General features: G+C 45.5%; 19 protein-coding genes. 8 read left to right on the top strand and 11 right to left on the bottom strand.

Going from position 1 to position 21761, the window contains the following annotated elements; all coding sequences use genetic code 11:
* Nucleotides 1-26: 26 nt before the first annotated feature.
* Nucleotides 27-1130: an ABC transporter substrate-binding protein gene (locus tag FLM53_RS15890; RefSeq protein WP_176679062.1), complete on the bottom strand. Its 1104-nt coding sequence runs from the start codon at nucleotides 1128-1130 to the stop codon at nucleotides 27-29.
* Nucleotides 1131-1341: 211 nt separating this feature from the next.
* Between FLM53_RS15890 and FLM53_RS15885 the strand changes: the two genes are divergently transcribed.
* On the top strand, nucleotides 1342-2070 hold the full coding sequence (locus FLM53_RS15885) for a UTRA domain-containing protein (protein ID WP_176679063.1): 729 nt from the start codon (nucleotides 1342-1344) through the stop codon (nucleotides 2068-2070).
* 108 nt (nucleotides 2071-2178) lie between these two features.
* On the opposite strand, the gene FLM53_RS15880 is transcribed toward FLM53_RS15885, so the two are convergent.
* The 4 genes from FLM53_RS15880 to FLM53_RS15865 all read right to left on the bottom strand — a co-directional run bounded on the left by FLM53_RS15880 (nucleotide 2179) and on the right by FLM53_RS15865 (nucleotide 5443).
* Nucleotides 2179-3033, bottom strand: a complete 855-nt coding sequence (locus tag FLM53_RS15880) for an amino acid ABC transporter ATP-binding protein (RefSeq protein ID WP_256099308.1) — start codon at nucleotides 3031-3033, stop codon at nucleotides 2179-2181.
* Entirely contained in the window at nucleotides 3026-3691 is a 666-nt protein-coding gene (locus FLM53_RS15875; protein ID WP_176679064.1) for an amino acid ABC transporter permease, read from the bottom strand. The genes FLM53_RS15880 and FLM53_RS15875 overlap by 8 nt, the downstream gene beginning before the upstream one ends.
* Nucleotides 3692-3803: 112 nt before the next feature.
* A complete protein-coding gene (locus FLM53_RS15870) occupies nucleotides 3804-4445 on the bottom strand; it encodes an amino acid ABC transporter permease (RefSeq protein ID WP_176679065.1) in 642 nt (213 codons plus the stop codon).
* Between the two features lie 131 nt (nucleotides 4446-4576).
* A complete protein-coding gene (locus FLM53_RS15865) occupies nucleotides 4577-5443 on the bottom strand; it encodes a transporter substrate-binding domain-containing protein (RefSeq protein WP_017061226.1) in 867 nt (288 codons plus the stop codon).
* Nucleotides 5444-5683: 240 nt separating this feature from the next.
* Between FLM53_RS15865 and FLM53_RS15860 the strand changes: the two genes are divergently transcribed.
* Complete coding sequence (locus FLM53_RS15860; protein WP_176679066.1) at nucleotides 5684-7198, top strand: PLP-dependent aminotransferase family protein; 1515 nt, start codon at nucleotides 5684-5686, stop codon at nucleotides 7196-7198.
* A 205-nt stretch (nucleotides 7199-7403) separates the two neighbouring features.
* Here FLM53_RS15860 and FLM53_RS15855 read toward each other — a convergent pair whose 3' ends face one another.
* Nucleotides 7404-8720: an aspartate aminotransferase family protein gene (locus FLM53_RS15855; RefSeq protein WP_176679067.1), complete on the bottom strand. Its 1317-nt coding sequence runs from the start codon at nucleotides 8718-8720 to the stop codon at nucleotides 7404-7406.
* Between the two features lie 378 nt (nucleotides 8721-9098).
* Here FLM53_RS15855 and FLM53_RS15850 point away from each other — a divergent pair, with 378 nt between their 5' ends.
* Together FLM53_RS15850 and FLM53_RS15845 are read left to right on the top strand one after the other, a co-directional pair.
* On the top strand, nucleotides 9099-9794 hold the full coding sequence (locus FLM53_RS15850) for a sulfite exporter TauE/SafE family protein (RefSeq protein WP_176680053.1): 696 nt from the start codon (nucleotides 9099-9101) through the stop codon (nucleotides 9792-9794).
* Nucleotides 9795-9806: 12 nt separating this feature from the next.
* Nucleotides 9807-10559, top strand: coding sequence for an SDR family NAD(P)-dependent oxidoreductase (locus FLM53_RS15845; RefSeq protein WP_176679068.1), 753 nt, complete (start codon nucleotides 9807-9809; stop codon nucleotides 10557-10559).
* Nucleotides 10560-10722: 163 nt separating this feature from the next.
* On the opposite strand, the gene FLM53_RS15840 is transcribed toward FLM53_RS15845, so the two are convergent.
* Together FLM53_RS15840 and FLM53_RS15835 are read right to left on the bottom strand one after the other, a co-directional pair.
* Entirely contained in the window at nucleotides 10723-11352 is a 630-nt protein-coding gene (locus FLM53_RS15840) for a hypothetical protein (protein ID WP_176679069.1), read from the bottom strand.
* Between the two features lie 312 nt (nucleotides 11353-11664).
* The gene (locus tag FLM53_RS15835; protein WP_176679070.1) at nucleotides 11665-14073 is read right to left on the bottom strand and encodes a response regulator; all 2409 of its coding nucleotides are present in this window, start codon (nucleotides 14071-14073) and stop codon (nucleotides 11665-11667) included.
* 88 nt (nucleotides 14074-14161) lie between these two features.
* On the opposite strand from FLM53_RS15835, the gene FLM53_RS15830 reads away from it, so the two are divergent.
* The gene (locus tag FLM53_RS15830) at nucleotides 14162-14920 is read left to right on the top strand and encodes an ABC transporter substrate-binding protein (protein WP_176679071.1); all 759 of its coding nucleotides are present in this window, start codon (nucleotides 14162-14164) and stop codon (nucleotides 14918-14920) included.
* A 212-nt stretch (nucleotides 14921-15132) separates the two neighbouring features.
* Here the strand turns inward: FLM53_RS15830 and FLM53_RS15825 are convergent, their stop codons facing one another.
* Both FLM53_RS15825 and FLM53_RS15820 read right to left on the bottom strand, forming a co-directional pair.
* Nucleotides 15133-15693 carry an NADAR family protein gene (locus FLM53_RS15825; RefSeq protein WP_176679072.1) on the bottom strand — a complete coding sequence of 187 codons (561 nt, stop codon included), beginning with the start codon at nucleotides 15691-15693 and terminating at the stop codon, nucleotides 15133-15135.
* 191 nt (nucleotides 15694-15884) lie between these two features.
* Nucleotides 15885-16079 (bottom strand): PA3496 family putative envelope integrity protein, encoded by a 195-nt coding sequence (locus FLM53_RS15820; protein ID WP_004736928.1) that lies wholly within the window; start codon nucleotides 16077-16079, stop codon nucleotides 15885-15887.
* A 362-nt stretch (nucleotides 16080-16441) separates the two neighbouring features.
* Between FLM53_RS15820 and FLM53_RS15815 the strand changes: the two genes are divergently transcribed.
* The 3 genes from FLM53_RS15815 to FLM53_RS15805 are packed head-to-tail and all read left to right on the top strand — an operon-like array spanning nucleotide 16442 to nucleotide 18687.
* Nucleotides 16442-17266, top strand: coding sequence for an ABC transporter ATP-binding protein (locus tag FLM53_RS15815; RefSeq protein WP_176679073.1), 825 nt, complete (start codon nucleotides 16442-16444; stop codon nucleotides 17264-17266).
* 9 nt (nucleotides 17267-17275) lie between these two features.
* Nucleotides 17276-18208, top strand: a complete 933-nt coding sequence (locus FLM53_RS15810; RefSeq protein WP_176679074.1) for an ATP-binding cassette domain-containing protein — start codon at nucleotides 17276-17278, stop codon at nucleotides 18206-18208.
* Complete coding sequence (locus FLM53_RS15805) at nucleotides 18205-18687, top strand: transcriptional regulator (protein WP_176679075.1); 483 nt, start codon at nucleotides 18205-18207, stop codon at nucleotides 18685-18687. Before FLM53_RS15810 ends, FLM53_RS15805 begins: the two co-directional genes overlap by 4 nt.
* A gap of 380 nt (nucleotides 18688-19067) precedes the next feature.
* Here FLM53_RS15805 and FLM53_RS15800 read toward each other — a convergent pair whose 3' ends face one another.
* Entirely contained in the window at nucleotides 19068-21047 is a 1980-nt protein-coding gene (locus tag FLM53_RS15800; RefSeq protein WP_176679076.1) for a replication initiator protein RctB domain-containing protein, read from the bottom strand.
* Nucleotides 21048-21761 lie beyond the last annotated feature (714 nt).

Genomic DNA, 21761 nt, shown 5'->3' with positions numbered 1-21761 from the left:
CGTTACAGGTGGCGTGTTAAGCGGGATTATTGTTGGTGAATCAATACGCTTTCTTGCCATTGGCGTGGCAGGCGACGTGCTGATTTTTCCCATGCTGAGAAGTCAGTTACTGGGTGAACGTTGCTGTATTGCTCGTTCGAGATCAGCTTGTCTTGCACTGATTGAGGTAGCGTAACGCTGCTACGGATTGGACGTGCGTAACCTTCGGCTAGGTTGATTTGGCCTTGGTCGCTGAAGATGTATTCACGAGCCAATTTCGCCGCGTTCGGGTTTTTCGCGTATTTGTTGATGATGGTAGTGTAACCAGAGATCACTGAGCCATCTTGTGGAATGCTTACCGTAAAGCGCTCACGGTCGATCTTGTCGCGGTAGTTCAATGCGTTGAAGTCCCACATGATCGCCACTTCTACTTCACCTTTTTCAAGGTTCGCGATGCTTGGATCTGTGTAAGACAGACGGCCTTGCTTCGCTAGTTCACCAAAGAATTTAATCGCTGGTTTTAGGTTTGATTCGTCACCGCCGTTAGCAAATGCAGCCGCTAGAATCGCGTTGTTTGCTTGCGCTGCTACGCCTACGTCACCAACAGTAACTTTGTAGTCACCTTCTAGTAGGTCACCCCAAGATTTTGGTGCATCTTCAACAAGGTTGTTGTTTGAAATGAACGAAATAGTGCCCGTATAAGCCAGAGCCCAGTGACCATCTTTGTCTTTCGCCCAGTCTGGAATGTCATTCCAAGTCGTTGGCTTGTATGGTTGCGTTACGTCTTTCTGCACTGCGACACGTGCAAAGGCGAAACCAACGTCACCGATATCTGCAGTTGCGTTTCTTTTCTCTGCTTCAAATTTCGAGATCTCTTGTGCCGAGCTCATGTCTGTATCCTGATGCTTCAAACCGTAGTTCGCTTTCAGATCAGCCCATGTGCCTTTCCAGTTTGCCCAACTGTCTGGCATGCCCACACTGTAAACCGCACCCTCTTTTTGAGCGGCTTCAATCAGTGACTCAAGATCAGCATCCTTCGCCATCGCTGGCATTGAAAGTGTTGCCGTTATTAGCGTTGCGCCGATTAATTTTGCAGGTGAACCAATCAGTTTGGCTGGCGATACGGTTGAACGGCTAAGCAAAGTTTTCATTGTCTCTATCCCTCTGGACTAGGTCAGTAAGTTCGTTTTGTATGCTATCGCCAGAATATGACGCTTTCGCGCAACTTATTTGACAGTTCAGATGCATTTACATGGCAGTTATATTTCACCCATATGACAGCAAGTCGTTGTTTACTGTCACATTCCTGTTAACTCCGTGGTTTACCTTATTGAGCACACGAACTTATGGACTAGATCAGTAATGAGAACATTGGCAACAGGGCAATCAGGGACACAACTAGGCAGAATTAAGGCAAGTATTAGAGAACAGCTTCAATCAGGCATCTTTACCGAGGGACAAAAGCTGCCATCAGAACGAGAGCTCAGTGAGCTGTTTTCCACCACACGAATCACGCTCAAAGATGCGTTGGTGTCGTTAGAAACCGAAGGGCTGATATACCGAGAAGAGCGCCGAGGTTGGTATGTGTCGCCCGAGCGTATTCGCTACAACCCATTGTCACGTTCTCACTTTCATCAGATGATTCGCGAACAAGATCGCATAGCAGAAACAAGGCTGTTGAGCGCCCGCACAGAGATGGCGGCAGGCGATTACGCTAAAGCATTAGAGATAGAACAGATCACCCCGATACACGTGATTGAGCGATTACGATTTATTGATGGCCGAGCGGTACTGTTCGTTGAAAACGTATTGAAAGCGCCCCTGTTTGAAAAAATATTGTCGGAAAACCTCACCATGTCGCTTACGGGCATCTATCGAGAAAAATACGGCTACGAAACCAAACGTTCACGCTTTGATGTGATTCCCACTTCAGCCCCTGCGCATGTCGCTAAGGCGTTAAATTTGGCTGAAGGACAACCTGTTCTTAAGATCTGCCGAGTGAACTACAAACAAGATGGTGAGTTAATGGACTGCGAACTGGAATACTGGCGACCGGATTCTGTGGTGATCCATATTGATAGTATTGGGTAGTGCTGTACCTGCTTGAGAGAAGAACCCCACACATACAAAAACTCCGACTGATTAGGTCGGAGTTTTGGATTTAGCGATCAAACATTAAGGTGATGTGAATCATCTAGTTCACGAATCAAGCTTGAGGAACTGCCTTACCCTAGGTGAGTCAGGGTTAGTGAAGAACTTCTCAGGGTTGGACTTCTCAATCAAGATGCCCTTCTCAAGGAATACCACTAGATCCGACACCTGACGCGCGAATTCCATCTCATGAGTCACTACCACCATGGTGTAGCCCTCTTGCGATAGCTTCTTCATCACCAGTAGTACCTCTTCGACCAATTCAGGGTCGAGCGCCGAAGTTGGCTCATCAAACAACAATACATCTGGCTCCATCGCGAGTGCTCTGGCAATCGCGACACGTTGTTTTTGTCCACCCGATAACATACTTGGGTAGCTCTCTAGCTTATGCGACATTCCAACCTTATCGAGTTGCTTGCGAGCCATCTCTTCAGCGTCTGATTTCGCTATTTTCTTCACGTGTACCAGCGCTTCCATGACGTTTTGTAAAACGGTGAGATGCGGCCATAAATTGAAGCTTTGAAAGACCATCCCAAGACGCTCTCGAAGTTTCGCCAACTCTTTGTATTTGAGCGGTTTACCCGTTTCAGAGTTGATACCAATACGCTCATCGCCCATGAAGATCGTGCCGCGTTCTGGTTGTTCTAACCAGTTCATGCAGCGCAATAGTGTCGATTTACCCGACCCAGACGAACCGAGAATACTGACCACATCGCCTTTGTTGATAGTGAGGTTGATGTCTCGTAGCACTTCGATGCCATCAAACTGTTTCGACAAGTTTTCAATGTTGATGATCGTCTCGCGTTCTTCCAACAGTGGCTCGCACTCAATCACTTCCAAATTCACTCCCAAAGAGGGGGTAATCGGTGCTTCTGTTTCAATAATCTCTGATTGTTTAAGCATGGCTAAGCCCTCTAAGTTCAACTTTGGTTTGGATTCGTTTGGTAATGGTTTCAAGTGCAATACTCACCGCCCAGTAGAGCGCGATAGCAATGATGAAGGCATTCAATGGGATGAAGTAGGTCGATTGAATACTGTTGGCGGCCGCGGTAATTTCTGCGACGGTAATGATGCTAAGAAACGCGGTGTCTTTTAAGCAGATGATAAGTTGGTTAGTGATCAGAGGAACCGACTTAAATAACACGTTGGGTGTGATGACTCGGGTGAAGGTTTTCAACTTAGAAAAGCCATAAGCGTGCGCTGCTTCGATGTAACCAGGCTCTAACCCTTTGCGTACACCGCGGAAAATCTCACAGAAATACGTACCATGATAGAGGCTGAGCGCGATGATTCCCGCTGTCACTGCATCTAGTCGAATGCCAACCTGAGGCAAACCGTAATAGAGCAGGTAGGCTAAGATCAGAAACGGTAAGGTGCGCATCATGCCTATCAAACTGTTGATGGTGTACTTAACACCGAGTCTCGAGTTTTCGAGACAGTACAACAAACCAATACCGATGACGAAACTCAAGATTGAAGACGAAACAAAAAGATAAAACGTGGTCACAAAACCAGAAGAAAACAGCTCTTTTTGTTGCCAGATAATATTCCATTCTTCCATATTTACTCCTTAAATTTACCCACTCAATGACGCTTCACAAGCAGGTAAATGGTGTTGCTGACCAAGTAGTTATGACGGCCAAACTGTGGCTGCTGATAACAGCTGTATGCACTTATTGCTGCAAATAAGTGGCTCGGTTTTCAGCCACAGCTTGCAACTTCACCAACACGCCAATAATCAACATGTAGATGGCACCCGCACATAAGATTGGCCCGAGAGGCTCATAGGTAACCGCTGCAATTCGGTTGGTGACACGGGTTAGATCTACGATACCGATCACTGCAATCGCTGGGCTGCCTTTGATTAAGAACGACATCTCATTGACGAGCGCAGGTAAGCTCATGATCACCATCTGTGGGAACATGATTCGGCGGAAGTAAGTCAGGCGTCGCATGCCAATCGCTTCGGCCGCTTCCATTTGCCCTTTTGAAAAGTTAAGAAAGGCATTGCGCCAAATTTCCGCATTGAATGCCGATGTGTTGAGTGTGAGCGCTAAAATGGCAGAAACGTGTTTGTCTAAATTGATGCCAAATGACGGGAACGAAAGAAAGATAAACAGAGCCAGTGTCACCAAGGGTGTTGCTCGTGCCCAGCTGACATAGATACCCAGCATTTGATCTACAAACGGGATTTTCATCATTCGAATCAAGGCAATGACTAACCCGATGACGACACCTAATACAATCGAGACTGCTGATATCCATGCCGTAGCCCACGCGCCCTGTAGCAACTGTTCCCAAGCGTAATAATCCATAAACGACCTCTTTGATAAGCGACTTCTTTCGATAGGTTTTGCGCAAATGATTCATGGGTTAAACCGCTTTGAACCCATTGGCATGGACACAAACAGCCTTTAACTGTTTGTGTCAGCGCATGCTTATCCATCTATTGGACTGCTGTTAGCTTGTGGTACTGCTCTACGGAAGTGATGGCCTCTGAAGGCAGTTGGTCGAATGACTCACCGAACCACTTCTTCTGCAACTCCGCCATTTTTCCTGTTTGCTCTAGGTGCAGGAAAAACTCCGTTAGGTAAGCCAACAGCTCAGGGTTCTCTTTAGGAACAGGCCAGCTCACGAAACCAGGACCAGAAACCGCCTCGCCTTTTTTGAATACTTTCGACTTGGATTTCACCACCTCGTTAACGGAAACGACGCTGTTGATCACGTAGTCTATTCGGCCGATTGCCAAGTCGGAATACGCTTCTGGATAAGATTGGTACTGAACGACTTTGCCCAAAGACTTGCCTTGTGCTTCGAGCATCACTTCTAGCTCTGGAAGTCGCTCTAGCAAAGCACTGCCCGCTTGTAAGCCCACGGTTTTACCATCTAAATCCGCTACCGTATTAATGTCTTCCGCATCAGCTCTGGTTAAGAAATAATGCTGCGCTGAAGCAATCGGTGGTGTGAAGTCAAAGGCCTTCAAGCGAGCATCGGTAATGATCGCGCCAGTTAACGCTACATCATATTGACCGGCAGATACCGAAGCGAGTAATCCAGTCCAAGGTAAGATCTCTTGCTCGATATCGAACTTCGAATATTCACGTAACTCATCAAGCAAATCTTTGTTAATCCCCGCCGGCTTACCGCGGTCGATATAGTTGAATGGAGAGTAGTTATCTTCTGTCGCCACTTTCATGAAGCCTTGCTTTTCGATGGCAGCAAGCTCCGATGCTTGTGCGACTCCAAAACAACCCAGTACAACTGTTGCTGCCGCTGTTGAAACCCATGCCTTCATCGTCATTCCCTGTTTCATACGCTTTCCTTATCGAGATTATTTACCTGCCTTTACTTTATGAACGGAATGCATCGAAGACGTAGAGCCAATTTAATTTTCAGGTTGGGACAGAGCGATTTTCTGGTTTGGGACAAAGTAACTTGCGGGTTTAAGAGAGGGCAAAAAACTGTCCCTAGAACATCAATATGAACTCTGGCGCATTTCTTGCTCTTTTATACCAATTGGACTGAGGTTCACTGAGAATAAGGACTGTATCTCATGGCGATAAATCACAATTGTTTCATCGAGTTTGATTCCAAAAGAAGCCTGCAAGAACAAGTACGTAGCTATTTGGTGACGGCGATATTGAATGGTATTTTCCCGGCAGAACAAGCGCTTCCGTCTTGTCGTAAGCTCTCTAGCCAATTGGGTGTTTCACGCAATACTGTCTCCTTGGTGTACGACAGTTTGCTCGACGATGGCTACCTCATCAGTAAGCCTCGCAGTGGCTATTACCTTTCAGAAAAGTATCAAAATCCGAGTGATACTATCGACGCGAGTTTGGATCATTTTGAATCAACCGACAGCGACAATGCACCGGATTGGAGCAAACGCGTTAAGCTGCAATTGGGCCAATACCCACGCATCGTCAAACCCTCGCATTGGAGTTGTTACCAATACCCATTTATTTTTGGTCAACCCTCTATCAATGACTTTCCATTAGCTCAATGGCGAGAAGCGACAAGAAAGGTCACCTCAGACCCACATGATCACCGCTGGCTTTGCGACAAGGTCGATAAAGATGTCGATATGCTGGTGGAACAAATACGCACGAGAGTGCTTCCACAGCGCGGTATTCATGCTCAAAGTGATGAGATTTTAATAACCCTAGGCTCGCAGAACGCGCTTTACCTGCTCTCGACCTTGTTAATGAATCACCAGAGCCGAGTCGGTGTCGAGAACCCCGGTTACAAAGAAGCGAACCACATCTTTAACCTCTCAGGTGCGCAGTTACATCCACATCAAGTGGATGAACAAGGATTGAGGTTCAATGAGCACTCTTCACTGTGTGACCACTTCTATGTCACACCTAGCCACCAAGCGCCCACTGGCGTGACCATGAGTGACGAACGTCGAGCTCAGTTACTTGAGATGGCCAAAGCCAATGATGCAGTGATTATCGAAGATGACTATGACGCCGAGTGCAACGTGGAGTGGAACCCTAAACCTGCGCTGAAAGCCAGTGATAAGGAAGGACGTGTCATCTACGTCAGCAGCTTCTCTAAGCTATTAGCACCCGGCTTGAGATTAGGCTACATAGTGGCACCTGAAGAGCTAATCTACGACCTTAGAATACTGCGTAGGTTGATGTATCGACACGCACCAAGCCGCGTTCAAATGGAAGTGGCTCACTTTATTGAACAAGGCTACTACGACAGCTTTGTGAGACGTTTTAGAGAAAACACGCGCCAACGTTGGAAACTGATCAATGATGCGGTCTTGAAGTACCTACCAGACTGCAAGCGACTGGCTCAGAGTGAGCAAGCCAACTCTTTGTGGCTACAAACGCCGAGTCACATCAATAGCCAACGCTTAGCGTCACGAGCCGCACAAAAAGGGATTTTGATTGAGACAGGGTATTCTCACTTCATGACCGATCCCGAAACCAAGTTGAGCAATGACACTTCATCTGAATTTGATCCCAATTCTTATTTCAGATTAGGTTTTCACGCGATCGATAAAGACTTGATCGCACCCGGTATTAAAGAGCTATCAGAGGTAATGAAGAGCTAGCATCACAAAGGGTTGTGTAGACGTTGTTATTCAAGACAAAGACGTAAAAAAGAGCATCAATCGATGCTCTTTTTCGTCTATACCTAATCAATTGGAAGCTAGACACTCAAAAGCTAAGCACTCAGTAAAAATAAGCACTTTGAAAAGGACGGGGAATCCTTTACCAAAGTGCCTGTGTTTCTGTGTTAGCTATCTTATTTAAGAATTAAGAAGCGAGTTCAAGCAAAACTTCATCAATGATCTTGACGCCTTTCTTAATTTCACTCGGTTGAATAACCAAAGGCGGAGCGACGTGAATACGGTTATTCACAATGAAGGTTAACAAACCTCTCTTGGTTAATTCCGCTTTCAATTTGCCCATTTTTTCATTGCTCAATGGAGTCTTACTTTCACGATCTTCCACCAGCTCGACCGCCCAAAACATTCCTTTCCCGCGCACATCACCAATCATCGGGTGCAACTCTTGGAGACTCAGTAAAAGTGGCCCGAGAACGCTGTTACCGACATTATCGGCATGTGTGACAATGCCCTCTTGCTCCATCACATCGAGCGTTGCAACGATAGAAGCCATCGCCAAAGGATGACCAGAATACGTTAGGCCTCCCATAAAGAAGTTCGACTTAAAGTACTCAACGATCGGTTCACTGACTACCACGCCACCAGCCGGAACGTAACCCGAGTTGACCCCTTTCGCGAAAGTGATCAGATCCGGTACAACATTGAAGTGCTCAAACGCAAACCACTTGCCCGTTCGGCCAAAACCCATCATGACTTCATCGAAGATCAATTGAATGCCGTACTTGGTCGCAAGCTCACGCACACCAACAAGGTAGTCTTTAGGCGGAATGAGAAAGCCTGCTGTTCCAGGAATCGTCTCTAAGATAATCGCCGCAATCGCTGTTGGCCCTTCGCATTCAATCACTCGCTCTAAATGCTGCAGGGCACGCTCACTCTCTTCTGCCTCAGTCGCCGCATTAAACTCGCTTCGATAGAGAAATGGATTGAAGAAGTGAACGTGCCCACGGCTATACTCGTTTGGAATACGACGAAAATCGCCCGTCGCCGCTATCGCTGTTCCGGTATTGCCATGATAAGAACGGTAAGCCGATAACACCTTATCGCGCCCTGTAAATTGTCTCGCCATGCGAATCGCATTTTCGTTGGCGTCTGCTCCTGCGTTGGTAAAGAACACCTTCTTAAATGTGCTTGGCGCTTTCGACAAAATGCGTTTCGCCGCCAAACCACGAGTGAGGTTGGCAGTCGCAGGTGCAACAGTCACCAAGGAATCCGCTTGATCTTTAATGGCTTTGATCACCTGTGGGTGCTGATGGCCAATATTGGTGTTGACGAGCTGGCTACTAAAATCGAGGTATTCCTTACCTTCGTAGTCCCACATTTTGCAGCCTTGTCCACCCGCAATAGCGATAGGTTCTGCCGCTTCCTGAACTGACCAAGAATGAAATACGCTCTTGTCGAGGTCGATAATATCTTGGTTCACTAACTGTTCTGTTGATACTTCCATTTCATCGTCTCCATTAACAACACTAGATTCACAGCTCCTTGTGCCCAGCACGCCTTCAACAATGGAAGACGCGAAACACCAAATTGAAAAGGCTGCGCTATCGGATGGAATAATCTTCATCCCAAACAGGGCAGACCGCATAGTGTCAGTTTCAACAAAACCGTGGGCCAGTGAAATTGGCTCGACCCCACACTCCTTCCAACCGACAACCTGACCCAATCCAATCGTCGAACTGGCTCTATTCAAAATTCTTAGGGGTGAATAGATTGAAAGGCAGACGAGACAAATCTCATCAAATGCGAATAAAGAACAGCAGCTACAACAGTAGACAAGCACGCAACAACAAAGAGGTGAGTAAGAGTGGAAATGGGCTTGGCGATAACATTGATTCTGTTTGCAGGGGTAGTACGAGGCTATTCAGGGTTTGGATTTGCGATTATTGCAGCGCTATCCCTCAGCTTTATTGTTCCACCTCTGCAAGCCGTGACCATTGCAATCCTGTTGGATTTTTTAAGTACTTTTCCTCTGCTCAAACGAAGTAAGTCCACCATCAACATTCAACTTATTACACCGTTGTGTATTGGCATGTTGGTTGCGGTGCCCTTCTCGCTGTACTTCATTAGCACGATATCTGAATCAGGCTTAAAGGCCTTTATCGCGATGATGTCTTTAGTCGCTGGCACATTAATCATTTGCGACTTTCGCCTCACATGGTTACACCAGCGACACGCATTTTGGGCGGGGGCAATTTCTGGATTCAGCATGACTACCGCTTCTTCGGGAGGGCCTCCGTTAGTGACGTATTTGATGAACCTGACCATTGAAACCAGTGAACAAAGAGCCACTGCAATTGTGTTTTTTCTACTAAGTTCCGCGATCTCACTGATCGGCTTCATGTGGATTGGCGCATTTAATCAAGCGTCATTCATCACAGGTTTATGGCTCTTACCGGCAGCTTTGATTGGCAATCTACTCGGACAAAAGCTGTATCTATCAGTACCAAACTTGTCAGCCAAAACAACGACCGCGCCGATTTTGATCGGCATGGCACTACTTATGTTAATTTCAAATTAGAAGGATTTACTTATGGATAAGATAGCGTTCATTACAGGGGCGACCTCTGGCTTCGGCAAAGCGGCAGCAAAGCGTTTTGCAGAAGATAACTGGTCATTAGTGTTGTCTGGTCGTCGTATCGAAAGGTTACTCGACCTAAAGGAAGAATTAACGGTGCCTGTGCATGTGATTCAACTCGACGTTCGAGACGCAGACGCCGTAAAACACGCCATTGATTCACTGCCCGCTGAATTTTCATCGATTACCGCATTGGTTAATAATGCAGGCCTAGCCTTAGCGCCAGAAGGCGCACCTGATGTGGACTTAAAAGACTGGCACACCATGATCGACACCAATGTCACTGGCTTAGTCAATGTTACTCATGCTCTGCTGCCGACGTTAATTAAACAAGGCGCTGGGAGCTCTATCATCAATGTTGGTTCTATTGCTGGGCAATGGCCTTACCCAGGCAGTCATGTATATGGCGCGAGCAAAGCGTTCGTAAAGCAGTTTAGTTACAACCTACGCTGTGACCTACAAGGCACCGGAGTACGTGTAACTGACTTGTCTCCTGGCATTGCAGAAACAGAGTTCACGCTAGTTCGAACCAAAGGTAATCAGATGGCTTCAGACAACCTTTACCAAGGTACGACGCCACTTTCAGCAGAGGATATCGCCGAGCAGATGTTTCATATTGCGACCTTGCCAGAGCACATCAATATCAACCGAGTCGAGGTGATGCCGACTCGACAAGCGTGGTCCCCGTTTGCGATCGACAGAGATTAAGCTTAAATAGATCGAGACGAAGCTCAAACATACACAAACAACAAGGTGGTCTACCCAAGTAGACCACCTTTAGCGCTTCCTTTAGCTTTTCACTTAGATGTAATCGACCACATAAATTTTCCATGTGTTCATTCTCGGGCGGAAACCCAATCGTAGATGCTACTTAGGCGTGGCCATGGATGTACCTAAACTCTTGCTCAATTGCATGAAGCATATTAATCGCGTTCTCAGACGATGCATGGATGATCTCAGTCTTGGGTGTCGCGCCTATTTGTTCGATTTTAATTTCGTTTTCAGAGAGCAGAGAGATAGTCGTGCGCTCAAACTCAAAGCTATTTAGGTTCACGTCCATAATGGCGCTCGCCCACTCAATTGCCACCAAATCTTTGGTGGTGTATTGGTTGGTCAAAATACCGCAACTGCCGTCTGGTTTCGGCAAGACATGGTCAACAATGCCATCGTAGTCGTTGTCCCAAATCAGAATTTCTAATTCACCGTCTCCATCACTCACTGCAGTGACGGGGTAGCCACTTTCATCCAATGTGAGCAACACTTGAGTATGGGGCTTCAATTCAGGTTCGAGGTCGGTATCTGGCTGAGATATTGAGTCGAGATATTGCGAGAATGAGTATTTGAGATAAGCCTGCACTTCTTCATTGTCATTGATGTTCATGCTGCTTGGTGCATCGGTGTGAGCGGTATTGATTGAGATTTCCGGCATGCCCGCTAAGAAGTCGTCGAATAGTTGCGTTGCTTTGTCTAACTCAGAGTGAGTTGCGATTACTTTACTCATGTTTATAGCCCTTTCAATTGATTAGGTTTCAATAAAAGCAAATAGCAGAGGTACAACAGGTGATGGATGGGGTGTGGGTGAATCCTTGATGGATCGTCACTTTACATTAGCAAAGCCGAAGTAAAACTGTATGACAAAGAAATGAAGCTTGAGCATGAGTTTAATAAAGTGAGTTAGCGATCAATGTTCACGGTTCTTAACTGTTTTTTAAGTGACGGAGCCAATCCCTTCTAACGACACATAAAAAAGACCTAAAGCACGATGATACTTTAGGTCTTAATAGGAGGTGAAAGCATTAGAGCTCACATGAAGCTAGACAATTTTTTGCTCACTCTCTTCGCTCGTTGAGTCGGTTTCTTTCGCTAAAAAACTCTCAACGATCTCTCTCAGCTTCCCTTGATTAACGGGCTTTGGTAAAAACTCATCCATACCCACATCAAAACATAGATGCTTGTCTCTCTGCACAACGTTGGCCGTGAGTGCGACGATAGGAATATGTTGTGAAGAGCCCTCTTCCAGCACTCGGATCTGCTTAGTTGCTTCAAAGCCATCAAGCACAGGCATCTGACAGTCCATAAAGATCATCACGTAGTCATTGGCTTTAAACTTCTCGACACCGATTTCCCCGTTGTCTGCGATATCAACCTCAAAGCCTAGCTTCTTAAGCATCATCTTGGCCACTTGTTGATTCACTCTCGAATCTTCCACAACTAAGACCTTGCCACTAAAAGAGGCCGTGACCGCCGCAGGCTTTGATTCTTCTTTTAAAGCCGTTTTCTCAGGCTGTGCTGGCTTAGCAACTGTCGCAGGTTTGGTTATTGGTGCTGGTTCATTGTCTTTAAACGCCACCTCGCCTCGATTTGGATAGGTGAAGGTTGAAGTATCAGCGGCTCTCGCAAGCACCTCACTGATGGTCCACTTAAGTTGGTTGTCCTGATAAGGGCGAGCGATATAAGCGACAAAGCCGACTTGTTTCGCGCGAACTTCATCTTGCTTTCTTGGGTCGGCGGAGATCATCACTAACTTAGGACATTCGCTACCAAAGCGCTCGACCAAGCTTCTCGCCAGTTGGAAGCCATCAACCGACGGCATCACTTTATCAATCAACACTAAATCGTAAGGCGACGACTTAGCCACGGACTCTGAAACCAACTCTAGCGCTTGGTTTGCCGTTTCGCAGCACTCTGACTTAACGCCGAAGGATTGCAGCTGTGTGGACGTTATACGCATGTTCAACTGGCTATCATCCACCAGCAATACCGAAACCTTATTAAAGTCGATATTGCTCTCGTCCGCTTCTAAACACGGGTCAAAGTCGGCAACGAAATAGAATGTACTACCCTTACCTTCGACACTGGTCAGTTCAAGCTTGCTGCCCATCAAGGTCACGATCTTATCGCATATCGTTAGGCCAAGCCCTGTGCCGCCATAAATACGTGTGGTACTGCCATCGGCTTGTTGGAACTTATCGAATACCGATTGCTGTTTGTCTTCGGCAATGCCGATACCGCTGTCTGTCACCTCAAATCGAACCCTCAGCTTTTGCTCCGGCTCAATCACTTGTTCTAAATGAAGCGATAACGTGACATGGCCATGCTCAGTAAATTTGATGGCGTTGCCGACTAGGTTGTTCAACACCTGTCTGAGCTGAGTACCATCGCCGATCACCATGGTTGGGATCTTAGGATCAATCGCGAGCTGGAATCTCAGCCCTTTCTGTTCAGCTTTAACTCGGAAAGTCGATTCAACATCCGCTGCAATGCCCATCATTTTCATCGGTTCTTGCTGAAGCTCTAAGCGACCAGCTTCAATCTTCGAGTAATCGAGGATGTCGTTAATTAAATCGAGCAGCGTAAGTGAGGAGGTGTTGAGCATGTTGACATACTCTTTTTGCTCTTTCGGCATATCCATTTCAGAGAGCAGAGATGACAAGCCGATAATCCCATTCATTGGGGTACGGATCTCGTGGCTCATGTTAGCCAGAAATTCACTCTTGTTACGGTTAGCCACCTCGGCGATATCTTTAGCTTTTTCCAGTTCTTGATATTGTTGACGAATGCGTTCAATCGACTGGTTGTAACTGCTCTCTAGCGTCGAGATCTCATCTTTGTAAGTCGAATCGGTTGGGGTTAAGAAGCGCGGCTTGTTGTCTTCAACTTGTTGTTGATTGATCTGAGAGGACATGGCCATCAAGCGTTTCACGACCAGACGATACACTATCGTTAGACACACCAGAGAAAGTAAGAAAACTTTGACCGCTTCGAAGGCGAGTAATAACAGAACCCGTTCTTCGAAGTCATTGAGGATCATACTTAAATCAGATTGCACCGTGAGCGTCGCTAATGGGAAGTCTTTGCCGCCCATCTGGTGCACCATCTCCCAAGACTGAGAGTAAGACTGGCCTGTGGTTGGTCGGCCGAGTTCTAGAATTTTTTCATCAGGGCTTTCTATTAGAAGATAACTAACAGAGGGTAAACGAGAGATGCCTTCAGCTTGCACAAACAGTTGGGTTCGGTCTTCCACCCATAAGCTCGCCGTTAAACCAGAGAGGTAGCCAGCTTTAACCTGTTCGATCTGAGAACTGATAAAAGAAACTCGACTTTGGTACTCCACATATAATCCCAGACCTGTCACTATGACTGTGAATAAGGTACTGATTGCGATGATTACCCCGATTAACTGTCGGGAGAGTCCAATATAGCGTTTTCCTTTTTTCACCATACACAAATTACCATTATTGTTATCCTAGCAAACTACAATTACTCAACTAGTATAATAGTAGTCATTCATCAAATAACTAGGGAAGGTTATGAAAAAACATCTTATCGTTGCATCCATAGTCAGTTTGTTTTCAAGCAGTTATGCTTTTGCAAGCGAACCTATTCACTACTACATTATTGCGAGCCAAGCGCAACCTTTTCAGATCGAAACTGACGGGTCATCTCACAGAGGAATGGTATCGGATATTGTTGAAGCGGTATTCGATGACAGCCAATATGAGATCAACTACCACACCTACCCTTTTAACCGAATGATCGACAAGCTCGATGCTAGAGAGAACCCAAACTGGGTAACCTACGGCAGCCCAAGTTGGGGAAATATCCAATCTGTTAACCTGTCTGAAGATCCGATTTACAATGTAAAACACGTGTTACTCAGCAGCGGTAAAAAGCCGTTTGAGTTCAATACAATCGACGATCTAGACGGAAAAGCAGTGGTATTACTGGTGGGGTTTGAATATCCGAACCTAGAGCCATACATCCAACAAGGCAAGCTCAACGAGATTCGAGTTAAAGATTACACCGCTGCGTTTCGTGTCCTGAACCGAGCACCTGGTGATACTGTGTTCGTGGAAATGGAATCACGAATCAAATACAACCTAAACGAGCAGAAGCTAAGTATTGATGACTACCAGATGCAAGAGTTTGGTTCTGTCATAAATAACTACCCTATCCATTTGGCGTTTGACCCTGAGATGGATCCTAAACTTCAAACCTTCATTAACCAACGTCTAGACCAGATGAAAGACGATGGGCAGCTCAACGACATCGTACAGAGTTACTTGTAGCAACATTAGAACCACTATAAATACAGCGTCACCGTATAGCTTAGGTAACGCACTTTAGCTCTCTTCGATACCTAACTCGTTCTTAAACTTAAAAGGCCGCCCTGTTAAGCACACAAGCTAAACAGGGAGGCCTTTTTAATTCGTCTTTAAGGGCTAAAAGAGTTTACTCATAATCCGACCCACTTAATTTGGAACAACCGAAGATCAATGGATTAATGCGCAGCAATCAAATGCAGTTGTTGAGTACGAAGCTGTTGACGCACAGCCATCAGAATCTTGCCTAAATGGTTCTCGCCAGTGCCATCACCGCCATCACCCCAAAAATGGTCTTTGTGTGAATGTTCTTTGATCACCGAATCTCCGGTATTGGTAAGAAACAGCGCAAACTGCGGATTCTGTCTGAATTTCTCGGTGACGATGAACTGCATCACTTCAACACGAATCTCATACCAATCCTCACGAACTTGGTCTTCGTTGTCACGGCTCAAAGAGAATGCTTCAGCAGGTGTGCTCGCTTGCAGAATGGTGTTGCGAAGTACTTCGCAGGAGAACTTCATGGCTTGATAATAGTGTTCGCTGGTTGCCCAAATTTGATCATCAACCTTGATGGGGCAAGCTGCAAAATTTGACAGGTATCCGTTTGGATCTTCAGGTTCATAAAATAGCACTTCTTTGGCTTGAGCCACAGAATTAGACATAGCCTTCTCCTTACCAACGACATCGCATATTTTTGCTTTAACTTTAAAATTAGTGGCGTTGCATATTGCTGTCAAACAACTTGGTTAAAGAGTATGTCATGGGCGTGTTTTTTGTCTGGAGGACGTGGTTTCAAAAAGGGCTTAGCGAAGCTGCAAACTAGAGAAGAGAATCAAACCATTGATCTTACATAGATAATAAATTATGGAAAAGTACTTATAAATCAAAGGGTGGCATGGTACCACCCTTCTAAATGCAATGGGGATTATTAGTGAATAAGACCTAGCTCCCTCGCTTCTTCCAGACTCAAACCGCTTTCTCTAATTTCTCTTAGAGCCTCGATACGACGACGAGCTTCAGCGGACTTCATTTTCTTTTCTGGTTTGAAAGATACTTCTTCTTCAGCATCCCACTTGTTTGCAATATTTGTCATTTCATCATGGTTGATAGAATTAATGGACATGTTTTCCTCCGAAAAGCACCATGTAATGGACAGGTAATCTGTAGCAAATGCTATTTCGCTTGTTAAGAAAATCTGTACTGAAATGTGATGATTCCGACGCTTCACAAACCTAATTAATAAATGCCTCATTTAAACTTTGCCAAAGGCATTTTCTGCAATTACATTTAAAAGATTCCCCATAAGAAATGTGGTTTGATCCAACTCTCACTTTCCCCTCTTCCAATTCTTCTTTTCCGCTGAAAATTCGTGAAATAACCCAAGATAAATTTCGAGGCACTTCATTCTTTTTGTGCTCATCGCTTCCACTAAACTCAACACATGCTAATGATAATGGTTATCAATATCATAACTGAGTATTTATCATGTCTGTGGGAATTTCAGATACACCACTTCTCGAAGTGAAGAATTTATGTGTCGACTACATCACCGATGACGGTGATTTCAACGCGGTCAAATCCGTCAGCTTTAGCATAGGCCAAGGTGAGATTTTTGGCTTGGCCGGAGAATCTGGCTGTGGCAAAAGTACCATCGCGTTTGCCATTAACCGTCTGCATAAACCGCCCGCGTTCATATCCGGAGGCCAAATACTCTTTGGTGGACAAGATCTGCTGAGCTTATCAGACAGTCATTTGAATACCTTGCGCTGGAGTGAGATTGCCATGGTGTTCCAAAGTGCAATGAATTCACTCAACCCTGTATTAACCATCGAAGAACAATTTGCTGATGTGCTGCGCCACCACAAAGGCATGACCAACGAACAGGCCAAAGATCGCGCTGAGAAGTTACTCGACCTTGTCAATATTCCACGTCATCGCCTAACAGAGTACCCGCATCAGTTCAGTGGCGGCATGCGTCAGCGTTTGGTTATTGCGATTGCCCTCGCCCTCAACCCTAAGCTGATCATCATGGACGAGCCAACTACAGCTTTGGATGTGGTTGTGCAGCGCGAGATTTTGCAGCAGATACACCAACTCAGAGAGGAGTTTGGCTTCTCGATCCTCTTTATCACTCACGACTTAGCGTTAATGAGCCAACTGTGTGATCGCATTGCCATCATGCGCCATGGCCAAATCGTTGAAGTCAATCAAGCCTACGAGATTCGCAACAATCCGCAGCACTCCTACACCCAAAAGCTATGGAGTTCTTTCCCTAATATTCACGAACATGCTCACGCGACAGCGTGCTAGGAGAGCTCTATGTCACAACCAATTTTTCAAGTAAAAAACCTCGTCAAAGAGTTCACTGTTGGCGGTGGATTTGGCAAGGAAGAGATATTCCGAGCGCTGCACGGCGTGAGCTTTGACCTATATGCAGGAAGAACGCTGGCACTGGTTGGCGAGTCCGGCTGCGGGAAAAGCACCTGCGCGAGGCTGATGACAAAGGTTTACCCTGCGACAGAGGGAGAGATCTTGTTCAACGGCAGAGACATCTCTACGCTCAAGACCCGCAAAGACATCTTGGATTATCGCAGCCGTGTGCAAATGGTGTTTCAAGACCCGTTTGGCTCACTTAATCCCACTCACACCATAGAGCACCACTTAACGCGCCCGCTTAAGATTCATAAGCAAGTCGCCAATAAAGCGGCTCTAGAAGCACGCCTTAAAGAGTTGCTCACGCTGGTGGAGTTACCTGTCGAAACGCTCGCGAAATACCCTCACGAGCTCAGTGGCGGCCAAAGACAACGGGTTAACCTAGCCAGAGCGCTTGCGGTTGGGGCTGAAGTCATTCTTGCCGATGAACCAACCTCGATGTTGGATGTTTCAATTCGACTTGGCGTGCTCAATCTCATGCAAAAAATGAAGAAAGAGCTTGGGATAGGCTTCTTGTACATTACCCACGACCTTGCGACCGCTCATTACATCGCAGAAGAGACCGCGGTGATGTACAAAGGACAGATCGTTGAATGGGGATCAACTCAGTCGATCTTAACGAATCCGCAGCACCCATATACCAAGCTGTTGATCTCAGCGGTGCCAGATCCCGATCTGCCATTTGGCGAACTCGTAAAAAATGAGCCAAACTATTCCATAGACGCAGATCGTATTCGAGAGCAGAGCAGCGAAATACAGCATGAAATTAAGCAAGTCTCTGATAATCACTTTGTAAAACAGTGGGATAACGTTGCATGAATGAACTAGACACTTGGTTAGAGCGAATCGGAGATTGGTACAAAAACCGAAAGCATGATCAAGTGGAACGGTTGGAACTTTTGATCTTAACGCCTCCAGATGCACTCTGGGGGCCTTTGATCACGGATAAACAAAGCAAAGGCATCGCATGTTGGTTAGACGGGTGCCTGCGTATCTTTACTTTCTACCGAAATTCAGACCAAAACTCACATCATCAAGAAAAGGCGTATCAATACCTGATGTTCGCTTACAGTAAGCTTCAAGCAGTGTGTTGTGACACGAAAGCGGAGCCAGACCTACAAGAGTGGTGTACACAGCGAGTGCAGCACTTGTGTGTGCTCGCGTTGGAGTTTGCGAATCAACAACAAGAGCCGCGCTGGTTACAAGAATCCGAAAAATTGATCGAATCTCATGTCCGCTTTATGGCAAACCAATCCCAGAACGATGATCAAGGTAATGTAAAACATCAGATTCACTGATCATTCCCCTATCGATCCAATATCAACTCATTAAAATGACCGTCTACTTGAAACAACAGGATCCATTGAAAGCATGATCTGACCTTGATCATGCTTCGGTAGTCAATTATGTAAGCTGTTGATTTTTAATGTTGATCGGAATTTAGGACAAAAAAAAGCGAGTCCCTTGGGGAACTCGCAAAAATCTATTCAGTATGATGTAACAAAATATGAGCCAATCTATTAATCATAAGAAAGGACAAAAGGTTGTCTATTCGGGATAAATAATAATCAACTGGATGCGTTACATTGTCATCGCTTTGTCAGCATTAGGTACGATTATTATCAGCACCTAATGATGATTAAATGACCTATTCACAGCAATGAAAGCGGGCCGAAAGCTAGTGGCCAATCGCCATTTCATCGAGCGCCAAGAACACATTTTCGTCTAGATGTCCTTCGTGCACTTGTTTGCACACTTTACGACGCACCGCCAAACCAGAGATCAGGCGTTCGATAGAGAGATGTCGATTACTGTTGCTATCACGGTCGTTGTACAGCTCAATCAGCTTACTCAATGTTTCGTAAGGGATAACGTCTTCCCCTACTCTCAGCCAATCAAGCTTCTCAATCAGCTCTGAGCACTCTTCTTTGATCGAGGCATGTGAGTGCCCTGTCATAGCAGATAAAGCCGTTATACTGCGTTCTAGAGCCTCTGCAGAGGTATATTTAGAGAGCGTTATCATGATCTCGTCAGCATTGATCTCAACCGAGTGCTTACGTTGCTTCACTCGACGCCCTAATTTGCCTCTTGGCGACGGTGCTTTGCGCTGAATGGGTTCAAACTCACCATCGATAATCTCAGACAGCTCTTCCAGCTTCTGCTTAGACACCATCTCGTTGCGAAGTGGGTTTGGCAGCGTTGGTGCCATGTTACGTTTACCGGCGTTGGTGGTACGTGCTCTTGAGTAACGCAGTACTTCTTCCACGTTACATTTGATATCTACTTGATAATCGGTCGTTTTGCCTTTTTCGATCAACGCGGTGATCGTCAAGTGATAACCCCAAAGATTAACCAGGAAGGTATCTTCTTGATCTCCGACTTCGCCCAACTTTCTCAGTTCGCGGATCAGATCCATCGAAAAACGACGCCAATCGATGTTACGAGCCAATTTCTGATTCAGTTCGCTCAGCAACATACAATCTGAATGACGACGTGCCATGCGGCTTCTGAAGTACGAATACATTTGGAAAACCAAGGTATGTTGCTTCAGGATTTCTGGCGGGAACAGGAAGAAATAATCACGAGTCAGGAGCTCTTCGTAGAACGAAGGTTCCCAAACGAGAATGTATAGGTTCGGTTTAATGCGAATTTCGCCGTCAGAGCCCTCTGTAGGCGCTTCTTCCGATGCAGTAATGGTTCTCGCTAAGAATCGGAAACGATCACTCTTAAAGCCTTCTGGCATGTTCTCACTAAGCCAGCGACCAGTAAGCTCATGCAGTTGGAAATCCGTAAACTCGATACGATCAATACTGTCGCGGATCGAGTCACGAGCAGGGCCACTGTCTTTCTTGCCACGCAAAGACAAAATGTCTGTGATGTAGAGTGGTGTTTTGTTCGGCGTATGTTTCGCGTCTAGGTGGTAATCATCTTGGTGATGATCATGATACTGAACGGTTAGCGTGAACAACGCGAAAAGCGTCATCAGATCATCGACCGTCATAATATTTTTAGACGATCTTGTCTCGATCACAGCGCGAGTACCCGAGATCGAAACCATTGATTTCTGGTAGCTCTTGCGCGTTCTAGGCGGCGCCAACGCTTGATCAATAATGCCCGCCCAATTGGTTGGCGAAACAATGAATTGATCCGCTTCGTCTTTCATCGTTGGGGGAGTATTAAGACCATGCTCATTCAGTAAACGTTTGTTTACTTTGGTTTGAGCGAGGGCTTTAGAGCGCTTTTGCTTTTCGTTTTGCTTGACGCTTTCTGTGACTAAGCTGGTGGCACCCAGTACCGATATCAATTGGTTTGGGTTAACAAAGCGATGCAGCATGGTTTTACCTGCAAGGCCTTCTTCAAAACGAACGGGGATTTGTTTGAAAAGACCGATATTTACCGCTGCTCTCAGCCTTTGTTGCAAGGCTGCGCGAGTGACTTGACCATCGGTTGATTCGATAATCTCAGTGGTTGAAACGTATCCGTCTTTGCTGCTAAACCCACGAAGTGAAATTAGGTTAAGAAGCTCAACTATGCTTTTGGTGACACCTTTGAAGTGTTGATATTGTTCTATCCATTCAACGGCTGTTTCAGATACCTCAAATAAATGACCATCTTTGTGGCTTCGTGCCTTAATTAACAATTTCTCTTCTGGTTTCATTTTTGATCCGTATCACACTAACCGTAATTTCACTATAGTTCCTGAATGATAAAGAAAGAATGATCATAAATAAAGAGAATTTATTGGCTTTTAAATAACTGATCTTTTTGATTAATATGATCTTAAATGATTAAGTGATCTAATGATCTGGACGTCAGTTTACTTTTAAGTGGCTGAATTTAAAGTATTAAAAAAAAACCACTTGGAAAGCATGATCATAAAGAGTCCGAAACTATGATCATTAAACCTAAGAAAGCATGATCACAGAGTGTCAGAATGATGATCATTAAGCCATTGTAAGCATGATCATTATTGATTCGAAAGCATGATCATTATACTTGTACAGCTTATCCACAGTCCATAATTCAACATGGTTGGTTAAGTCACTTCTAACTCGTCAATGTGGATAGTTTTGATGGCTTATCTATCGGAACAATGATCAAGTAAGTGCCCTTTTCTATCGTTCCTACCCTATTACGTACAAAATTTGTTCTGAAGCCGGTGTTAACGGCTGGCTTGAGTGTCATTAAAGCGGGCCTGCGTTACTTAGGAAGCATGATCATGAAATTGTCATGTTTCTGTATTCTGAGTCTGTGCAGATTGAATTTCCAAGCAATGAGGCCTTATAGGCCTCGAATCCCCATTGCAAAAGCATTTGCCCGTAAGTTAGCTGTTAAATTATATGCTTCCGGAACGATATTTACTTGATCATTT

Origin of the sequence: Vibrio sp. Scap24, from assembly GCF_013394185.1 — a bacterium.
Taxonomy (GTDB): domain Bacteria; phylum Pseudomonadota; class Gammaproteobacteria; order Enterobacterales; family Vibrionaceae; genus Vibrio; species Vibrio pomeroyi.
Note: the sequence above shows the minus strand (reverse complement) of the source record. Positions and strands in the feature narration are given on the sequence as shown.